Source organism: Nocardia farcinica (assembly GCF_001182745.1).
In the GTDB taxonomy this organism is placed as follows: Bacteria; Actinomycetota; Actinomycetes; order Mycobacteriales; family Mycobacteriaceae; genus Nocardia; species Nocardia farcinica.
Map to the genome: position 1 here is coordinate 2,213,539 of NZ_LN868939.1, position 18,327 is coordinate 2,231,865.

Annotated in this window: 18 protein-coding genes; 11 read left to right on the plus strand and 7 right to left on the minus strand. The window is 71.6% G+C overall.

Annotated features, from left to right (window positions below):
- The first annotated feature begins 75 nt into the window (after positions 1-75).
- From AMO33_RS26950 to AMO33_RS26970, 5 genes are all read left to right on the plus strand, one after another.
- Complete coding sequence (locus tag AMO33_RS26950) at positions 76-1,149, plus strand: maleylacetate reductase (protein WP_060594732.1); 1,074 nt, start codon at positions 76-78, stop codon at positions 1,147-1,149.
- A 109-nt stretch (positions 1,150-1,258) separates the two neighbouring features.
- Complete coding sequence (locus AMO33_RS26955; RefSeq protein WP_060595175.1) at positions 1,259-2,167, plus strand: ABC transporter ATP-binding protein; 909 nt, start codon at positions 1,259-1,261, stop codon at positions 2,165-2,167.
- Positions 2,164-3,357: an ABC transporter permease gene (locus tag AMO33_RS26960; RefSeq protein ID WP_060594733.1), complete on the plus strand. Its 1,194-nt coding sequence runs from the start codon at positions 2,164-2,166 to the stop codon at positions 3,355-3,357. Before AMO33_RS26955 ends, AMO33_RS26960 begins: the two co-directional genes overlap by 4 nt.
- A 114-nt stretch (positions 3,358-3,471) precedes the next feature.
- Entirely contained in the window at positions 3,472-4,029 is a 558-nt protein-coding gene (locus tag AMO33_RS26965; RefSeq protein WP_011210895.1) for a type 1 glutamine amidotransferase domain-containing protein, read from the plus strand.
- 87 nt (positions 4,030-4,116) lie between these two features.
- Positions 4,117-5,535: a cytochrome P450 gene (locus AMO33_RS26970; protein WP_107103142.1), complete on the plus strand. Its 1,419-nt coding sequence runs from the start codon at positions 4,117-4,119 to the stop codon at positions 5,533-5,535.
- A gap of 21 nt (positions 5,536-5,556) precedes the next feature.
- On the opposite strand, the gene AMO33_RS26975 is transcribed toward AMO33_RS26970, so the two are convergent.
- Entirely contained in the window at positions 5,557-6,162 is a 606-nt protein-coding gene (locus AMO33_RS26975; protein ID WP_060594734.1) for a TetR family transcriptional regulator, read from the minus strand.
- Between the two features lie 114 nt (positions 6,163-6,276).
- On the opposite strand from AMO33_RS26975, the gene AMO33_RS26980 reads away from it, so the two are divergent.
- Positions 6,277-7,173 carry an SDR family oxidoreductase gene (locus tag AMO33_RS26980; RefSeq protein WP_060594735.1) on the plus strand — a complete coding sequence of 299 codons (897 nt, stop codon included), beginning with the start codon at positions 6,277-6,279 and terminating at the stop codon, positions 7,171-7,173.
- Between the two features lie 173 nt (positions 7,174-7,346).
- On the opposite strand, the gene AMO33_RS26985 is transcribed toward AMO33_RS26980, so the two are convergent.
- Both AMO33_RS26985 and AMO33_RS26990 read right to left on the minus strand, forming a co-directional pair.
- Entirely contained in the window at positions 7,347-7,865 is a 519-nt protein-coding gene (locus AMO33_RS26985) for a hypothetical protein (RefSeq protein WP_060594736.1), read from the minus strand.
- 240 nt (positions 7,866-8,105) lie between these two features.
- Entirely contained in the window at positions 8,106-8,747 is a 642-nt protein-coding gene (locus tag AMO33_RS26990) for a TetR/AcrR family transcriptional regulator (RefSeq protein ID WP_060594737.1), read from the minus strand.
- A 111-nt stretch (positions 8,748-8,858) separates the two neighbouring features.
- Between AMO33_RS26990 and AMO33_RS26995 the strand changes: the two genes are divergently transcribed.
- The 4 genes from AMO33_RS26995 to AMO33_RS27010 all read left to right on the plus strand — a co-directional run bounded on the left by AMO33_RS26995 (position 8,859) and on the right by AMO33_RS27010 (position 12,385).
- A complete protein-coding gene (locus AMO33_RS26995) occupies positions 8,859-9,740 on the plus strand; it encodes an oxygenase MpaB family protein (protein WP_060594738.1) in 882 nt (293 codons plus the stop codon).
- A gap of 76 nt (positions 9,741-9,816) precedes the next feature.
- Positions 9,817-10,113: a DUF6285 domain-containing protein gene (locus AMO33_RS27000; RefSeq protein ID WP_086840700.1), complete on the plus strand. Its 297-nt coding sequence runs from the start codon at positions 9,817-9,819 to the stop codon at positions 10,111-10,113.
- The gene (locus AMO33_RS27005; RefSeq protein WP_060594740.1) at positions 10,110-11,114 is read left to right on the plus strand and encodes a phosphotransferase family protein; all 1,005 of its coding nucleotides are present in this window, start codon (positions 10,110-10,112) and stop codon (positions 11,112-11,114) included. Before AMO33_RS27000 ends, AMO33_RS27005 begins: the two co-directional genes overlap by 4 nt.
- An 8-nt stretch (positions 11,115-11,122) precedes the next feature.
- A complete protein-coding gene (locus AMO33_RS27010) occupies positions 11,123-12,385 on the plus strand; it encodes an acyl-CoA dehydrogenase family protein (protein WP_060594741.1) in 1,263 nt (420 codons plus the stop codon).
- A gap of 10 nt (positions 12,386-12,395) precedes the next feature.
- Here AMO33_RS27010 and AMO33_RS27015 read toward each other — a convergent pair whose 3' ends face one another.
- The 3 genes from AMO33_RS27015 to AMO33_RS27025 all read right to left on the minus strand — a co-directional run bounded on the left by AMO33_RS27015 (position 12,396) and on the right by AMO33_RS27025 (position 16,285).
- On the minus strand, positions 12,396-12,992 hold the full coding sequence (locus AMO33_RS27015) for a DUF4334 domain-containing protein (RefSeq protein ID WP_011210885.1): 597 nt from the start codon (positions 12,990-12,992) through the stop codon (positions 12,396-12,398).
- 66 nt (positions 12,993-13,058) lie between these two features.
- Positions 13,059-14,804 (minus strand): GMC family oxidoreductase, encoded by a 1,746-nt coding sequence (locus AMO33_RS27020; RefSeq protein ID WP_060594742.1) that lies wholly within the window; start codon positions 14,802-14,804, stop codon positions 13,059-13,061.
- Between the two features lie 23 nt (positions 14,805-14,827).
- Positions 14,828-16,285: a flavin-containing monooxygenase gene (locus AMO33_RS27025; protein WP_060595177.1), complete on the minus strand. Its 1,458-nt coding sequence runs from the start codon at positions 16,283-16,285 to the stop codon at positions 14,828-14,830.
- An 82-nt stretch (positions 16,286-16,367) separates the two neighbouring features.
- Here AMO33_RS27025 and AMO33_RS27030 point away from each other — a divergent pair, with 82 nt between their 5' ends.
- Positions 16,368-17,423, plus strand: coding sequence for an AraC family transcriptional regulator (locus AMO33_RS27030; RefSeq protein WP_060594743.1), 1,056 nt, complete (start codon positions 16,368-16,370; stop codon positions 17,421-17,423).
- On the opposite strand, the gene AMO33_RS27035 is transcribed toward AMO33_RS27030, so the two are convergent.
- The gene (locus AMO33_RS27035) at positions 17,383-18,261 is read right to left on the minus strand and encodes an SDR family oxidoreductase (protein ID WP_050768145.1); all 879 of its coding nucleotides are present in this window, start codon (positions 18,259-18,261) and stop codon (positions 17,383-17,385) included. The genes AMO33_RS27030 and AMO33_RS27035 overlap by 41 nt on opposite strands.
- Between the last annotated feature and the right edge of the window lie 66 nt (positions 18,262-18,327).

The window sequence follows — 18,327 nt, forward strand, 5'->3', positions numbered from 1 at the left end:
CAACGACGTCGTCGGTGGCAGCGGCGCCACCCCGGACCGCCGAGCCGAAGAACGTCGGAAACTAGGGTTGGTTCGATGAGTACCGACAGCACACCAGCGGGTTTCGTGCACGAGCAGCGCGCGGTGCGGGTGGTGTTCCGCGCCGGGTCGTGTGCGGACCTGCCGCGGGAGGTCGAGCGGCTGGGGCTGGACCGGGTCGCGGTCGTGGCCGGACGCCGATACGCGGACCGGGTGGCCGGGATGCTCGGGGCGCGGGCGGTGGTCGTGGTGGCCGATCCGCGGATGCACGTCCCCGTCGAGCAGGCGGAGGCGGTGCGGGCCCGTGCCACCGAAGCGCGCGTCGACGGGCTGGTCGCGGTGGGCGGCGGATCGGCGGTCGGGTTGGCCAAGGCGGTGGCGCTCACCCACCGGGTGCCGATCGTGGCCGTGCCGACGAGCTTCTCCGGCTCGGAGATGACCCGGGTGTGGGGGACCACCGCGGGCGGTGTGAAGCGCACCGGCCGGGATCCGGTCGTCGCGCCGCGGGTGGTGCTCTACGACCCGGAGCTGCTGGCCGGCTTCCCGACCCCGCTGGCGGTGCCCTCGGCGTTCAACGCCCTCGCGCACGCGGTGGAAGCGCGGTACGCCCCCGACCGCACGCCGGTGACCGACCTGGTGGCCGAGGCGGCGATCGGCACGATGCTCACCGCCCTGCCCGCGCTGGCCGCGGATGATCCGGCCGGGCGCGCCGGAGCGTTGCGCGGAGCCTGGATGTGCGGGATGAGCCTGGACTCGACGTCGATGTCGTTGCACCACAAGCTCGCGCATGTGATCGGCGGCGGTTTCGCACTGCCGCACGCGGAAACACACACGGTTCTGCTGCCGCACGTCCTCGGCTACAACGCGGCGGCGGCGCCGGACGCCGCCGCTGCGGTGGGCGCCGCATTGCCCGGCGGTGCCGAACCGTCCGCGGCGGGCCGGGCCTTGCAGTCCTTCGCCGCGGGCCTGGGCGCCCCGACCCGCCTCGCCGATCTGGGCCTGCCCCGCGACGCCCTCGACCGAGTGGTCGACACCGTGCTCGACGCGCCGTACGCGAATCCCGCACCCCTGGACCGCGCCGCGTTGCGCGAGCTGGTCGAACGCGCGTGGGCGGGTGCGCCGGTGCCGTGACCACCCGCCTCCCTCGCGTTCCTCGGCACATCTCACACCCCGGCCTCCCGGCCCGGGCCCGGACAACCGTTAGCGTGGCGGTGATTCGACGATCGGAAGGTTGCGTGTGGTGCGGCTGGAACTCGAGGGGTTGGCGAAGCGGTTCGGCGCGGTGACGGCGCTGGCCGACGTGGGATTCGAGGTGGGTGCGGGGGAGATCTTCGGGTTCGTCGGCAGCAACGGGGCGGGCAAGTCCACGACCATGCGCATCGTGCTCGGTGTGCTCGCGCCCGACGCCGGAAAGGTCGTCTTCGACGGCGCCCCGGTCGATTTCGCGGTGCGGCAGCGGTTCGGGTACATGCCCGAGGAACGCGGTCTCTACCCGAAGATGCGCGTCGCCGAACAGTTGCGGTACCTCGCGCAACTGCACGGGCTGACGCGGCGGGACGCGGCGCGGGAGGTCGATCGCTGGTGCGAGCGGCTCGGCCTCGCCGACAAGCGCGAGCGTCGCCTCGAGGAACTGAGCCTCGGCAATCAGCAGCGCGCGCAACTGGCCGCGGCGCTGGTACACCGGCCGCGGCTGCTCGTCCTCGACGAACCGTTCTCCGGCCTCGACCCGGTCGCGGTCGACGTGATGAGCGAGGTGCTGCGGGAGCAGGCCGACGCGGGCGTGCCGGTGCTGTTCTCCTCCCATCAGCTCGATCTGGTGCAGCGGTTGTGCGACCGGGTCGGCATCATCGTCGCGGGCCGGATGCGGGCGGTGGGCGCCGTCGGTGAGCTGCGCTCTCGCGGCGGCCGCCGGCTCGCGGTGTCCGCGCCCGACGCGCCCGCGGACTGGGCCGCCGAGCTGCCCGGCGTCCGCGTCCTCGGACACACACCGGCCCGGCCGGGCGAACCGCCGGAAACGCTGCTCGCCCTCGACGACGACGCCGACGACCAGGCGGTGCTGGCCGCCGCGCTGCGCACCGGCCCGGTGCGCCGGTTCGCTTCCTATCGCCCGTCCCTGACCGAGCTCTACCGAGAGGTGGTCGCGGCATGACCGGGCCGGACACGTCCTACCTGCGCGCCATCGGGCTGGTGGTGCGGCGGGAATTCCTCGCCCAGGTGCGCACCAAGGCGTATCGCTGGAGCGTGCTGCTGATGAGCGCGGCCGTCGTGCTGGCGTCGGTGGTCTTCGGCATGGTCGACGACGACGGATCCGCCACCGCCGACGTCGCCGTCGTCGGCCCCGGCACCACGGCCCTGGCCGAACAGCTGCCCGTGGCCGCGCGCGCCGCCGGACTCGACGTCCGCGTCCAGACCGGCCGCGACTCGCAGGGCGCTCGCGCTGCCGTCGAGGCGGGCATGGTGGACGCGGCACTGCTGCGCACCGGCGACGGACCCGACGAGGTGCTGGTCCGCGAATCGCTCGACCCGCAGCTGGGCGCCGCCCTCACCGAGGTGGTGCGCACCGAGGCGCTGACCCGCGCGGTGGGCACCGACAGCGCGGCCGTGCTCGGCGCGCTGGGCGAGTCGGCGTTCACGGTGCGCGCGCTCGACCCGCCCGACCCGCAGCAGGGGGAGCGCGTGCGGATGGCGTGGGTGTCGTTGTTGCTGCTGCTGACCACCGTGCTCGGGTTCGGTGTGTACGTCGCGATCGGGGTGGTGGAGGAGAAGTCGACGCGGGTGGTCGAACTGCTGCTGGCCACCATCCGGCCGTCGCAGTTGTTGTGGGGCAAGGTGATCGGCATCGGTGCGTCCGCGCTGTTGCAGGTGCTGGTGATCGGCGCGGTCGCGCTCGTGGCGGGGCGGGCGACCGGGCTGATCACCCTCACCGACACGGCCGTCGCCGTGTTCGCCGCGACCCTGATCTGGTCGGTGCTCGGCTACCTGCTGTTCTCGCTGCTGTACGCGGCGGCGGGTTCCCTGGTGTCGCGGCAGGAGGAGGTGCAGGGCGTCACCGCTCCGTTGATGTTGCTGGCGATGCTGGCCTACGGCCTGAGCATCGGCGCGATCGGCGACCCCGGCGGCACCTTCGCCCGCGTCGCCGGGTGGATCCCGCCGTTCTCGGCGTTCGTCATGCCGATCCGGACGGCCGCGGGGGCCGCGACGGGGTGGGAGATCGCCGGCGCGGCGGTGGCGATGCTCCTGGCCTGTGCGCTGGTGTCCCGGATCGCCGCCCGCGTCTACACCCGCAGCGTCCTGCACACCGGCTCCCGCCTGTCGTGGCGGGCGGCCCTGCGCGGCTGAGGTCGAGTCGGCGGCGGGGTGGTCGCACCGGTGCCGAGGCCGGGCGACGTTTAGCCGTCCGCCCGTGCGGCATGCCTTCCGGTGAGAAGTTCCGCCGATGGGAAGGAGTGACCGATGGCCGAACTGGACGGTGTCCGGGTGCTGATCGTGACGTCGAACACCGGGGTCGAACGCGACGAGCTGCTGGTGCCGCGCGACCGGCTGCGCGAACGCGGCGCCCGGGTGACCCACGCGGCGCCCAAACCGGAGCAGGTGCAGACCTTCCAACACGATCTCGACCCGGCGCAGGCCGTGGAACCCGACAGCGCGCTCGACGGCGTCGACGCCGACGACTTCGACGTGCTGGTGGTCCCCGGCGGCACGGTCAACGCCGACAAGCTGCGCCTGGAGGACCGCGCGGTGGCGTTGGCCAAGGACTTCGCGGGCGCGGGCAAACCGATCGCCGCGATCTGCCACGGCCCGTGGCTGCTCGCCGAAGCCGACCTGGTGTCGGACAAGACGCTCACCTCGTATCCGTCGCTGCGCACCGACCTGGGCAACGCGGGCGGCCGGTGGGTGGACGAACCGGTGGTCCGCTCGACCGAGCGGGACTGGACCCTGATCACCTCCCGCAACCCCGGTGACCTGGACGACTTCGTGACCGCGATCGTGCGCGAGGTCTCGGCCCGCTGACCGGGCCTGCGGTTTCGCCGGACGCGCGCCGGGTACCTGCCGGTCGTCGGCACCGGTCGGCGGCAGGCACACCCGGAAAGGAGCGGCATGAGCGGTCGGCATCCGGAAACGGTGGCGCGTGATCAGGACGAGCGTTCCCCCGCGCCCGTCCCGACCAGCGCCGAGCACGGCAGGCGGCTCGACGGCACCCGCGCCGTCGCGGCGCTGACCGATCTGGGCTTCGCGGCCATCGCCGCGGGGGTGATCGCGCGCCGACGGCCGGTGATGGGCCTGCTGGAGAAGGCCCAGGCCGACAGCAGGGCGTTGCAGCGGATGCGGCAGTTGCGCCGCGAATTCGGTGCGGGCCCGGTGGAGTTGGTGGTGCCCGGCCGCCGCATCGTCGTCCTGCTCGACCCCGGCGACGTGGGACGCGTGCTCGCCGAGGCGCCGACCCCGTTCCATCCCGCCAACCGGGAGAAGCGCGCCGCGCTGCGCCAGTTCCAGCCGCACGGGGTGCTGCTGTCCAAGGGTGTGGTGCGCGAACAGCGCCGCGCGGTGAACGAGGCCGTCCTCGACACCGACGCGCCGCTGCACCGGCTCGCCGAGCCCTTCGCGGCGATCATCGCCGAGGAAGCGGCGCAGCTGTTGGCGTCGGCGTTGCAGCGCGGGCACCTGGACGCCGAGCACTTCACCATCCAGTGGTGGCGGATGGTGCGCCGGTTGGTGCTCGGGGAGCGGGGCCGCGACGACAGCGCCATCACCGACGAACTGTGGCGGCTGCGGTCGGCCGCCAACTGGTCGTTCCTGGCGCCGCCACATCGCAGGCGCCGCGAGGTCTTCACCGAACAGCTCTACCGCTACGTGGAGCGGCCGGACCCGAACAGCCTGGCCGGGGCGGTGGCCGCGGTGCAGACCGGCGGCGCGGTGGACCCGGTGGGCCAGATCCCGCACTGGCTGTTCGCCTTCGACGCGGCGGGCATGGCGGCGCAGCGCGCGCTGGCGGTGCTGGCCACCCACCCCGACCAGCAGGCCGCCGCCACCGCCGACGCGGCCGACCCGCACCAGGTGCACCTGCGCCCCTACCTGCGCGCCTGCGTGCTCGAATCGGTGCGGCTGTGGCCGACCACCTCGACCATCCTGCGCGACATCACCGAGCCGACGCAGTGGCGCGCGGGTGCCGACTCCTTCACCATCGCCCCCGGTGCCGCCCTGCTCATCCTGGTGCCCGCCTTCCACCGCGACGCCGACCTGCTGCCCTTCGCCGACCGGTTCGCCCCGGAGATCTGGCTCGACGGACAGGCCGCGCAGTATCCGCAACTGGTGCCGTTCAGCGCCGGACCCGCCGAATGCCCGGGCCGCAACCTGGTGCTGTTCACCACCAGCACCCTGCTCGCCCACCTGCTCGCCGCCGCGGAATTCCGGCTGCGCTCCGGCCACCGCATGTCACCCCAGACGCCACTCCCGCTGACCCTCAACAACTTCGGCCTGGACTTCGACGTCACGCGTTTGCCGAACGTGGCGAGCTGACGCGTCCGTCGGGTGGCTCCCTCAGCCTCGGACCGCGGAACCGGTCTCGACGGTCGACCCGGTGTGGGTCAACTCCGCGATGACCGCGAGCCCGTCGCGCTGCAATTCCACCAGGTCGCGGGTTTCCCCCGGCGCGATCCACCGCGCGAATGCGGTGCCGAAGACGGAGACAGCCAGCTCGCCGGCCAGCCGAGCCGCCATCGGTGCGCTCCCGCGCGCGACGAACGCCGACGTCAGCGCACGGGAGAGCTTGGCCATCTTGAGCAGTTCGCGCTCCTGCAACTGCTCGTTCGCGGTGATGACGGCGTCGCGTGCCCGGGCGTAGTCCCGCCCCCGCCGATCCTGTAACTCGCGCCCGCCGGCCTCGAGCGCCGTGGCGAGCAGCCGGCTCAGCGGCGCGTTCGCGGGCGCGGTCGTTACCGCGGTGGTGAAGACCTGCTCGAGCTGTTCTTCGCCGGCGAACAGCACTTCGCGCTTGTCGGCGAAGTACCGGTAGAACGTCCGTTCGGTCACGCCGGCCCGGCGGGCGATCTCGGCGACGGTCGTCGCGTCGAACCCGTTCTCGGCGAACAGTTCGAGCGCCGCTTGCCGGAGCCGCTCCGACGCCCCTGGTGCCCAACGTGCCATGCCCGCATCCTAGCCGGACGCGATCCTCTGATGACAGCTTCTGACATCGGTGCTACCGTCGGTGATGTCAGCATCTGACATCACTTGTGTCCTGCGTCTGCGAAAGAGGTCACCGTGCACGTTTTCGTCACCGGAGCATCCGGATTCATCGGCCGCGCCGTCGTCGCCGAACTGCTCGCGAGCGGCCACGAGGTGACGGGTCTGGCCCGTTCCCCGGAATCGGCGTCCGTCGTCACCGGTCTCGGCGCGCGGGTCCACCGCGGCCACCTCGACGACCTCGACTCGATCCGCGCGGGCGCGCGGGCCGCCGACGGGGTGATACACCTCGCGAACAAACACGACTGGGCCGACATCGACGGTTCCAACCGCGCCGAGCGGGCCGCCGTCGCGACCATCGCCGACGCGCTCGCCGGTTCCGATCGTCCGTTCGTGCTCGCCTCCGGTCTCGCGTTACCGGCACTGGGACGCGCGGCGACCGAACGCGACATCAATCCCGCGGTCGGCCCGGACGCCCCGCGTGGGGGTTCGGAGAACCTCGCCCTCGGCTACGCCGAGAACGGTGTACGCGTCGTCTCGGTGCGCTTCGCGCCGACCGTGCACGGCGAAGGCGACCACGGCTTCGTCGCCGTCGTCGCCCGGACGGCCCGGGAGCGCGGCGCCGCCGTCTACCCCGGCGACGGCCGGAACCGATGGGCTGCCGTGCATCGGCTCGACGCCGCGCGACTGGTCCGGCTCGGCCTGGAGAAGGCGACCGCGGGCACGATCCTGCACGCGGTGGCCGAGGAAGGGGTGCCGGTCCGGCGGATCGTCGAGGCGCTCGCCGAACGCCTCGCGGTGCCCGCGACGTCGGTCACCGCGGCGGAACTCGCCGCGCAGATCCCGTTCATCGGCGGCGTCCTGGGCGCCGACATGGCAGCCGACAGCACCATCACGCGCGAGCTGCTCGACTGGCGCCCCGCCGGACCCACCCTCCTCGAAGACATCGCCGCCGGCCACTACGACCAGCCCTGATTCATCCCGCTGACCCGCTCAGGCGGTATTGGATCGTGCCTGTGCGGGCGGCCTGCGGGGTGATGCTGCGCTACCGCCTCCGGCCGCTGACCCGCTCAGGCTGTGTTGGATTTCGCCTGTGCGGAGGCGGCCTGCGGGGTGACGCTGCGCTACCGCCTCCGGCCGCTGACCGCTCAGGCGTCGGCGGCGCGGAGGGCGAACCAGCCTTCGCCCGGGTCGGCGAAACCGTGGTAGACCAGCGGCACCTGTTGATCGATCGCGAAGTGCCGGTAGACGGCGAGCATCGCCTGGCGCACCGACCAGCACTGGAAGTCCTCGATGCGGCGCATGCCGATGCGATGTTCGGGCAGGGTCGCCAGCCGCAGCACCTCGGTGCGGTCGGCGACGTCGAGGCCCGGCGGTTCGGGATCGTCGATCAGGTGGTCGCGCAGGACGGAGCGGATCAGGTCGGGATCGCACGGCCGTGGCGCGAAGGGGCGGAATCGGGCGTGCCAGGCGGGTTCGGCGGTGGCCTGGGCGGCATCGATGAGCCCCACGTCCGGTTCGGGCTCCCGCGCGGCGGGTACCGGGTCCTGTTCCAGGACGTGCAGGATCGCGCCGCCGGGCATCAGGGGTTCGGGCGCCAGGAACAGCGACACCGCGGGCCGCCGTCCTTCGACCAGGGCGACTGTGGTGTTCGGGGGGTAGGACATGCGTCCTCCACGGGTGGACTCGGAAACGGTCGGCACCGCGCGGTCCGGGGGGACCACACGACTCGGCAGTGTCTGTGCGCGAACTCGGTCTGCGCGCGCTCGAAGGGGGCGCGTGCGCGGAGTAGTCCTCGGCTCCGATTCTAGTCCGCTTCCGGCCGGTGGGACCGCGATCGCGCGGGATCGACGCCGCCGGAGCGGGCACCGCGCGGCCCGCAACGCCGCGACCGAAGTGCCGGGAGTTCAGGCAGTCGGCACGGTGTTCTGCGGGGCGGTGTCGTCGGGAAGCAGCAGCGGCACCAGGTGTTCTCCGGCGAAGGTCCGCAGGTCCGCTTCGGTGCGCAGCAGGGGCGGGGCGTCGGGGGTGAGGACCAGCGAGTGCACCAAGCGCACGATCATGCCCGCGACGGTGTGGGCGTCACGCACGCCGCGGTCGGTGGCCAGGATCTGCTCGGCGACGAACGCGGTGGCGAGAGCGAGGATGTCGGCGGCGCCGACGGTGATGGCGGCCAGGGTCTGGTCCCGGTCGACGGCGAGGAGCTTGACCAGGATCGGGTTGGTGCGCAGCAGGGTGACGGTGACGGCGAAGCCGCGGGTCACCCGCTCGACAGGGTCGTCGACCGCGTCCAGCGCGGCCGAGATCCGGTCGAGGACGCGGGCGGTTTCGCGCAGCAGTGCCGCACGCACGATCACGTCCTTGGCGCCGATCCTGCGATAGAGGGTGGCCCGGTTGACCCCGGCCTGCCGGGCGATGTCGTCGGCGCTGACCCGGGTGATGCCGAGGTCGGCGAACAGCGTGAGCGCGGCGTCGAGGATGCGCGCATCGGTGCGGTCGCGGTCGACCTCGGCGCCCAGCAGGAGGGCGTAACTGCTCGGTTCCGACACGTCGCAGACCTTACCGGGACGGGCGGTTCACCGACCGGGTCTGGCGCAACAGTGCGACAATCGTCTATCTTTTGTTGCATTGCATCATCCGCGCGACGAGGAGGTTTACCCGTGGGTGCTAGGAACGGCGTCGCCGTCGACACCGACATCATCGAAGCCCCGGCCCCGGCCGGCCTTCCCATCGGTCCCGGCTCGCTCACCTGGAAGTACGCGGGCGACTGGCGGAACATGCTGTTCCTCGGCCGCACCGGCATCCTGCAGAACATGCACCCGGCCGTCGGCGCCGCGCTGCAACAGCATTCGAACTTCTTCGACAATCCCTGGGACCGGGTGGTGCGTTCGGTGCCGCAGATCCAGGGCATGATCTACGACGCCGACAACGAGGCACAGGCCGGTCGCGTCCGCGATTACCACAAGCCGCTCAAGGGCGAGGATTCCCGCGGCCGGCGCTACCACGCGCTCAACCCCGAGGTGTACTGGTGGACACACGCCACCTTCATCGAGTTGAGCATCGCGATCAACGAGTTCTTCGGCACCCCGCTCACCGACGCGGAGAAGGACCAGCTCATCGCCGAAGGCATCACCTGGTGGCGGATGTACGGACTCTCCGACCGGGTGCTGGTGTCGAATTACGCGGAGTTCAAAGAATATTGGGACCGCACCATCGACGAGGTGCTGGAGGCCAACGCCACCACCGACTTCGCACTGCGGCTGGACCGCACTCGGATTCCCACCGTGCCCGGTATCCCGGAGCCGGTGTGGTCGGTGATCTGGCGTCCGGTGATGGCGTTCAACCTGTGGCTGGCCAACGGGCTCATGCCCGAGCGCGCCCGCGAGATCCTCGGCATGCGGTGGGGCCGGGTGGACCAGGCGGTGTTCGGAGTGTTCTGCGCCGCGATCCGGCACACCTGGCCGCTGCTGCCCGAGCGCCTGCGCTACGCGCCCCGCGCCTACGCGGGAATCAAGCGAGTCCGCTCCGCGCAAGCACACTGAGCTGCCCGATCCACGCCCGTTGAGCACGACCGTGCCCCGTGCGATGCTGGGCGCGACAACGACGAGGGAGTCGCCTGTGCAGAACCGACCGTCGGCAGCCGAGCTGCTGGAGTCGTTGGCCGAACTGCTGGAGGACACGCTGTTGCCCGCGTTGCCGCCCGCGCTGCAACACCGGGCCAGGGTCGGCGCGAATCTGGCCAGGATCGTGCGGCGGGAGGTCGAGCTGGGCCCGCAGGCGGCCGAGCGCGAACGCGCGCTGCTGGCCGCGGTGCCCGACGGTGACGAGCAGGCCCTCTGGCGGGCGCTCACCGAGGTGGTGCGTGCCGACCTGGCCATCGCCAAGCCCGGCTACGACCGGTGGGAGGGCGAATGAGCGCCGATCCGGCGGCGGGCCTGGCCGACGTACTCGCCGAGACCTTCGGCGCGCCGGTGCGGGTGCGTGATCTCGAGTTCCTGTCCGCGGGCGCGCGCAGGCGCAACGTCGCGTTCACCGCCGAGGTCGAGGGGCAGGCGCCGCGCACGCTCGTGGCCACCCTCGTCCCGGCCGCGGTGGAGATCATGTCGGTGTCGGTGGAGGCGGTGGTGCGGGAACTGGCCCGCGGCAACGGCGTTCCGGTGCCCGAGGTGGTGGCGGTCTGCGCCGATCCGGCCCGCGTCGGCGAGCCGTTCCTGATCTCGGCGCATGTCGCGGGCGAGACGGTGCCGCGCAAGGTGCTGCGCCTCATCGCCGCCGAGGGCACCGCCGACCGGGTGGCCGGGCAGTGGGGCGAGGCGATGGGCAGGCTGCACGCGGTCGATCCCGGCCGGGCGCCGGAGGCGCTGCCCGCCGCGGGCGCCGACCCGGCGGCCGACGCGCTGGCCGACGCCGAGAAGGGCGTGCGCGCGCTGCTGGCCGACCGTCCGGTGTTCGCGATGGCGCTGCGCTGGCTGGAGCGGCGGCTGCCCGCACCGCCACCGCGCACCGCGCTGCTGCACACCGACCTGCGCAACGGCAACATCGTGGTGGGGGCCGACGGCCTGCGCGCGGTGCTCGACTGGGAGGGCGCGCAGCGGTTCGGCGATCCGATGCGGGATGTGGCCTGGCCGGCGCTGCGGATGTGGCGCTTCCGCGAGGACGCCAGGGAATTCGGTGGCTTCGCCGACCGCGACACCTTCGTGCGCGGCTACGAGGCGGCGGGCGGCAGCTTCGACCTGGACCGGTTCCGGTGGTGGAAGGTGATGGGCACGCTCGCCTGGGGTGTCGGGTTGGCCGGGCAGGCCGCCGCACATCTGGACGGCACCGTCCGCGACATCGTCATGGCGGCCAGCGGGCGCCGGGTGTCGGAAATCGAATGGGATCTGCTCATGCAGATCCGGCCCGCCGCACGAGCGTAGGAGAGAGCGTGGATTTCGCACTGCCCGAGGAACTGACCGCCTACCTGGCCGAATTGGACGCCTTCATCGAGGCCGAGATCATTCCCCTGGAACAGGCCGACGACAATATCCGGTTCTTCGACCACCGCCGCGAGGACGCGCGCACCGACTGGGAGCGTGGCGGCCTGCCGACCGCGGAATGGGAAGCGCTGCTGGCCGAGTCACGCCGCCGCGCCGACGCCGCCGGGCACTACCGGTACGCCTTCCCGCAGGAGTTCGGCGGTCGGGACGGCACCAACCTGGGCATGGCCGTCATCCGCGAGCACCTGGCCCGCCGCGGTCTCGGCCTGCACTGCGACCTGCAGAACGAGCACGCCATCGTCGCCAACAACGTCGGCCTGCTGTTGATGCTGGAGTACGGTTCGCCCGCACAGCGGGCGCAGTGGGTGGACGGGCTGGCCGAGGGCACCAAGTTCTTCGCCTTCGGCATCACCGAGCCCGAGCACGGGTCCGACGCCACGCACATGGAGACCACCGCCGTGCGCGACGGCGACCACTGGATCATCAACGGCACCAAGACCTGGAACACCGGCGTGCACATCGCCGACGCCGACCTGATCTTCGCCCGCACCTCCGGCCAGGCGGGTGACGGGCGCGGCATCACCGCGTTCCTGGTGCCCACCGACGCTCCCGGCTTCACCGTCGAGGAGTACCTGTGGACGTTCAACATGCCCACCGACCACGCCCGCATCAGCCTCACCGACGTGCGGGTACCCGATTCGGCGATCTTCGGCGGGGAGGGCCGCGGCCTGGCGGTGGTGCAGCACTTCTTCAACGAGAACCGCATCCGCCAGGCCGCCTCCAGCCTCGGCGCCGCGCAGTACTGCATCGACCAGGCGGTGGCCTACGCCAAGGAGCGCAAGCCCTTCGGCAAGCCGCTGGCGGCCAACCAGGCGATCCAGTTCCCGCTGGTCGAGTTGCACACCCAGTGCGAGATGCTGCGCGCGTTGATCCACAAGACCGCCTGGTCGATGGACACCTACGGCACCTTCGCCGTCTCCGAGCAGGTCTCGATGTGCAACTACTGGGCCAACCGGCTGTGCTGTGCGGCCGCCGACCAGGCGATGCAGGTGCACGGCGGGCTCGGCTACTCCCGGCACAAGCCGTTCGAACACATCTACCGCCACCATCGCCGCTACCGGATCACCGAAGGCGCCGAGGAGATCCAGATGCGCCGCGTCGCGGGCTATCTGTTCGGCTTCATGGACCGGGCGAACGTCAAGGGCGTGTGAACGCGGACGCTCACCGGTCCAGTCGCAGGGTGAAGAAGTACGGCTGCGGCGCGTCACGCTGATCCATCACGCCCAGCAGGGTGTGCTCGTCGACGCGGCGGAAAACGTCGATGATCGGCAGATGGTCGTAGACCATGGCGGCGCTCACCTTGCCCCGGTACTCCACGTGCCGCAGCCGGGCCCGGGGACGGCGGGCCCGCAGCGCGGGCGCGAGCACCGGCAGCATCGCCTTGCCACGCGCCACCAGATCGTTGGGCACCTTGCCCGCCAGCGCCAGCGGCACCTTCTTGGGGTCGACGGGGAAGACGGCGCCGTTCGGCGTCGAGAACAGCAGCGGCTGCACGGTTTCGGCGTCGTCGAACTGCTTGCCGTACCACCCGGAGGCGGCGAGCACGCCGTCGTAGGGGTGGCCGGTGCGGATCTCGCCGCCGCGCCAGCGGCCCAGGGTGATCTCCTCGACCCGGACGGTGGGCAGGGCGTCGAACAGCGTGACGGCCGTGGCCAGGCCGCCGTCGCGTTCGAGGGCGGCGAGGGCGGCGGTGGCGTCGGCGGTCGTGAGGGTGCCGCCGTCGGTGGCGGGTCCGTTCGCGGTGGGATCGGTCGGCATTTCGGCTCCTGTCGGCGGCCCGCTCGCGTCCGAGTGGGCGTGGCTGATGGTCGTGCGCCGGGTCGGTCAGGCGGGTGACCCGGCGGCGGGTTCGGATTCGGTTGCCGGGCCGGTGATCTCGACGATCGGCAACCGCAGGGCGGCGGGTGCGCTCGCCGGAACCACCGGGTTGCGCGGTGGCACCGGGGCGATCCGGCGGTAGGGCTGCCCCGGCTCGGGCCGCGGGTCGGCCTCGCCCTTGTTGGGCCACAGCGCGACCGCGCGTTCGGCCTGCGCGGTGATGGTCAGCGACGGGTTCACACCCAGGTTGGCCGAGATGGTCGAGCCGTCGATGACGTGCAGGCCGCGGTACCCGTACATCCGATGGTACGGATCGACCACACCGGTGTCGGGGGAGTCGCCGATGACGCAGCCGCCGATGAAGTGGCCGGTCATGGGGATGTCGAACAGGGCGCTCCAGCCCGCGCCCGCGATGCCGTCGATCTTGTCGGCCACCCGGTGCGCCACCTCGTGCCCGGCCGGGATCCAGGTCGGGTTCGGTTCACCCGCACCCTGCCTGGTGGTCATCGTGCGGCCGAACAGCCCGCGCTTGGTGTAGGTGGTGATGGAGTTGTCCACCGACTGCATGACCAGCAGGCCGATCATCTGCTCCGACCAGCCGCGCGGGTTCTGCAGGTGCAGTGCGTCGCGCAGGCCGAGGCGGCGCATGGTGCGCGCCCACAGCCGCACCTTGCCGGTGCGCCCGTCCGGGTCGATCATCGCGGTGCCGATCAGTCCGATGGCGTTGCTGCCCTTGCCGTAGCGCACCGGCTCGATGTGGGTGTCGTCGTCGGGGTGGATCGAGGAGGTGATCGCGACACCCTTGGTGAAATCGGAGTCCTTGCGTCGGCTGCGCACCGAGAGCAGTTCCTCGGAGTTGGTGCGCGAGAGCTCGCCCAGTCGGGGGGAGATGTCGGGCAGCGAACCGCGGTCGCGCAGCTTGTGCAGCAGTTTCTGGGTGCCGAGGGCGGCCGCGGCGAACACCACCTGTTCGGCGGTGAAGGTCCGCCGCGCCTTGCGCACCCAGCGGCCGGTGCGCACGGTCGAGACCGTGTAGCCGCCACCGGGCCGCGGGCGCACGTCGGTCACGGTGGTCAGCGGGTGCACCGTCGCCCCGGCCTGTTCTGCGAGGTAGAGGTAGTTCTTGACCAGGGTGTTCTTGGCGTTGTGGCGGCAGCCGGTCATGCACTCGCCGCAGTGCGTGCAGGTGGCCCGCGCGGGCCCGACACCGCCGAAGAACGGGTCGGGCAGGTTCTCGCCCGGTCGCACGCCCTTGCCGCCGAACAGCACACCCACCGGGGTGCTGCGGTAGCTCTCCGCCACACCCATCTCCTCGGCCACCTCGGCCAGCACCCGGTCGCTGGGGGTGGTGGCCGGGTTGGTCGTCACGCCCAGCATCCGTTTGGCCTGGTCGTAGTGCGGGGCGAGTTCGGCCTTCCAATCGGTGATGTGGGCCCACTGGCGGTCGCGGTAGAACTTGTCCGGCGGCTCGTAGAGGGTGTTCGCGTAGACCAGCGAGCCGCCGCCCACCCCGGCGCCCGCCATGATGAAGGTGTCCTTCAGCAGGGTCAGCCGCTGGATGCCGAAGCAGCCGAGCGCGGGCGCCCACAGGTATTTCCTGGCGTCCCAGGAGGTTTCGGCGAACTCCTCGTCGGCGAAGCGCCTGCCCGCCTCCAGCACGCCCACCCGGTAGCCCTTCTCGGTCAACCGCAGCGCGGTCACGCTGCCGCCGAAACCGGAGCCGACGACCACCACGTCGTAGTCGAACGTCATCTGATCTCCACCACTTCTCGTCGTCAGGAAACGGGCTTGCACTCGAAGTCCGCCGGGTCGAACCGGCGGGTCTGCCACCGGTAACTGGTGACGGTGCCCGGCCAGTTGTTGGTGATGCGTCCCGCGGCGTTGCGATACCAGCTCGAGCAGAAGTTCCAGGGGGTGCGGTCGAGCCGGGCCTGGAGCTTGCGGTCGAACTCGGCCGCCACCTGCGGGCGCACGTCGAGCACGTGCCCGGGGCGCCGGGCCAGGTGCGCGACGGCCTGGCGGATGTAGCGGGCCTGCGATTCGATCATGTAGACGATCGAGCCGACGCCCAGGTTGGTGTTCGGGCCGTACATCAGGAACAGGTTGGGATAGCCGGGCACCGTCATGCCGCGGTAGGCCCGCGCCCCATCGGCCCACTCGTCCTGCAGCTTGCGTCCACCGCGCCCGGAGATCCGCATGGGCCAGAGGAATTCGGTGCCCTTGAAGCCGGTGCCGAACACGATCGCGTCCACCTCGTGCAGCACGCCGTCGGCGGTGCGCACCCCCTCGGGGGTGATCTCGGTGATGGCGGTGGTCTCCACCGCGACGTTCGGGCGGGTCAGCGCGGGCAGGTAGTCGTTGGAGAACAGCGCCCGTTTGCAGCCGGCCGGGTAGTCCGGGGTGAGCACGGCGCGCAGCCGGGGGTCGGGTACCTGGTTCTCCAGATGGCGCAGGCCGATGTCGGTCACGAGTTTCCGGATCACCGGGACATCCACGATGCCCAGCGACAGGAACTCGCAGAACGCCCAGAACGCGAACCGCTCCGAGAGCCGGGTGATCGGCAGCAGGTCGAACGCACGATGGTGCCAGGGCCGGTATTCGACGTCCGGCTTGGGCATGATCCAGGCCGCCGAGCGCTGGAACAGCGTCAGGTGCGCGACCTGCGGCGCGATGGCGGGCACGAACTGCACCGCGCTGGCGCCGGTGCCGATCACCGCGACCCGTTTGCCGGTCAGATCGGCCTCGTGGTCCCACTCGGCGGAGTGGAAGGCGGTGCCGCGGAAGGTCTCCACGCCGGGGATGTCCGGCAGCGCGGGCCGGGAGAGCTGGCCGACGGCGGAGATCAGCACGGCGCAGGTGTATTCGGTGCCGTCGGCGGTGCGGACGCGCCAGCGGCCGGTGGCGTCGTCGTATTCGGCGTCGGTGACCTCGCTGCGGAAGCGGATCTTCGGCAGCAGGTTGTTGTCCCGGGCGATACCGCGCAGGTAGTCCAGGATGTCGGGCTGCTGGGAGAACCGCTTGGGCCAGTCGGTGCGCGGGGCGTAGGAGTAGGAGTACAGCGGCGAGGGGATGTCGCAGCCCGCACCGGGATAGGTGTTCTCCCGCCAGACGCCGCCGACGTCCTCGGCGCGCTCCAGGATGACGAAATCGTGCACGCCGGCACGCTGGAGTTCCATCGCCATGCCGAGCCCGCCGAAGCCGGTACCGATGATGACGATCGACGGTGTGTTCATGAACACAACGCTAGGACCTGGACAAATGACTCCGGCAAACACCTGAGGTCAACAAATCAATACTTTCGGCCATAATCGGGGGGTGAGCACCATCCACCCCGAGGTCCGTACGTGGGATTTCCCGCGCGGCGTCGCCGGGGTCGCGGTCATGGCCGAGTTCGCCGCCCGGCACGGGGTACCGGTCGAGCGGGTGCTGGCCGGCACCGGACTCGACGAGCAGGCGCTGGCCGAACCCGACCGCCAGATCCCCGCGCGCACCGAGCTGGCGGCGGTGCGCAACCTGCTGGCCGCCTTCGACGGTGAGCCCGGTCTCGGCCTGCGGGTCGGCCGGCGGTACCGGGTGAGCACCTTCGGCATCTTCGGCTACGCGTGTGTCACCAGCCCGACCCTGCGCGAGGCCATCACGCTGGCGCTGCGCTACTACCGCCTCGGCTACGCCTTCTGCACCCCGATCGTGGAGTTCCGGCCCGGGGAGGTGGTGGCCTGGATCAACCATGAACTGATCCCCGCCGACGTGCGGAACTTCCTGGTGGAACGCGACGTGGTTGCCATCCACCGGGTGATGAGCGACCTGCTCGGCGAGCGGCTGAACCTCGCCCGCGCCGAATTCGCCTGTCCCGAACCCGAACACGCCGCCCGGATGGCCTCGGTGTTCGGAGTGCGTCCGCGGTTCGGCAGCGAGCACACGCTGTTCGCGATCGACCCCGAGGTGCTGAATCGCCCTCTGCCGCAAGCCAATCAGCCGACCTGGCAGATGTGCGTGGCGCAGTGCCACGAGCTGATCCGCCGCCGCACCGCCCGCACCGGCATCGCCGCCGAGGTGCGCGAGCGGCTGCTACCCGGCAGCGGGGCGATGGGGGTGGGCACGCCACCCACCATCGACGCGGTGGCCCGCGACCTGAACATGAGCGCGCGCACCCTGCGCCGCCGCCTGGACGAGGCGGGCACCAGCTACCGCGCCCTGCTGGACGAGGTGCGCCGAGCGCTGGCCGAGGAGATGCTCACCGCCGCACCGCTGTCGGTCGACGACATCGCCATCCGGCTCGGCTACGCCGAGGCCACCCCGTTCATCCACGCGTTCAAACGCTGGACCGGACTCACGCCGGCGGCGTACCGCCGCGCGCATCACCGGCCTTGAGCGGGGTGGGCAGTCCGCACAGCCGCGCGCTCACCTCGACCAGCCGCGCGCCCAGCTCGTCGTCGGTGGCGCGCCGGCCCGGCTGCTTAGGTCTGTTGCGCTGGAAGTAGCAGCCGGTGGTGTCGGCCACCTCGGGGTCGGTGGCCAGATAGGTGAGGGCTTCGGCGCCCTGCTCCGGCGAGATCATGAAGATCCGCTTGGCGATCGCGGCCAGCGGCTTGCCGTACCAGGGCATGGTGTCCCAGATGCCGGTCGCCACGGCGCCCGGGTGGAAGGCGTTGACCGTCACGCCGGTGCCGTCGAGCCTGCGGGCCAGCTCCCGGGTGTAGAGGATCAGCGCCAGCTTGGAACGGCTGTAGGCCTTCTCGCCGGTGTAGCCGTGTTCGAAGGGCAGATCGTCCAGGTCGAGGCGGGCGCCGAAATGCAGCACCGAGGAGGTGAACACCACCCGCGCGGGGGCGCTGTCGAGCAGCAGGTCCAGCAGTAGTTCGGTGAGCAGGAACGGGCCGAGATAGTTGACGGCGAAGGTGGTCTCGACACCGTCCTCGGTGAGCGCGCGGTCGGGGAAGTGCCCGCCCGCGTTGTTGGCCAGCACGTCGAGGCGGTCGTAGCGCTGCCGGACCTGCTCGGCCAGCTCGCGGATCGCCGCCTGCGAGCCGACATCGCAGCGCAGCGTGTCGACCGCGCCCGCGCCGGCCGCCCGCACCCGCTGCTCGGTGGCGGCCAGTTTCTCCGGGTTGCGACCGACGAGAATCAGATGCTCCCCCCGCGCGCCGAGCTGCTCGGCCGCCGCCGATCCGATACCCGATGTCGCCCCCGTGATCAGGATCGTCTTCATATACGCCACCGTGCCACAGCGGCGGACGTCGCGCCGGGACGCGCCGAAATCCGCGCCGGCCGGGCT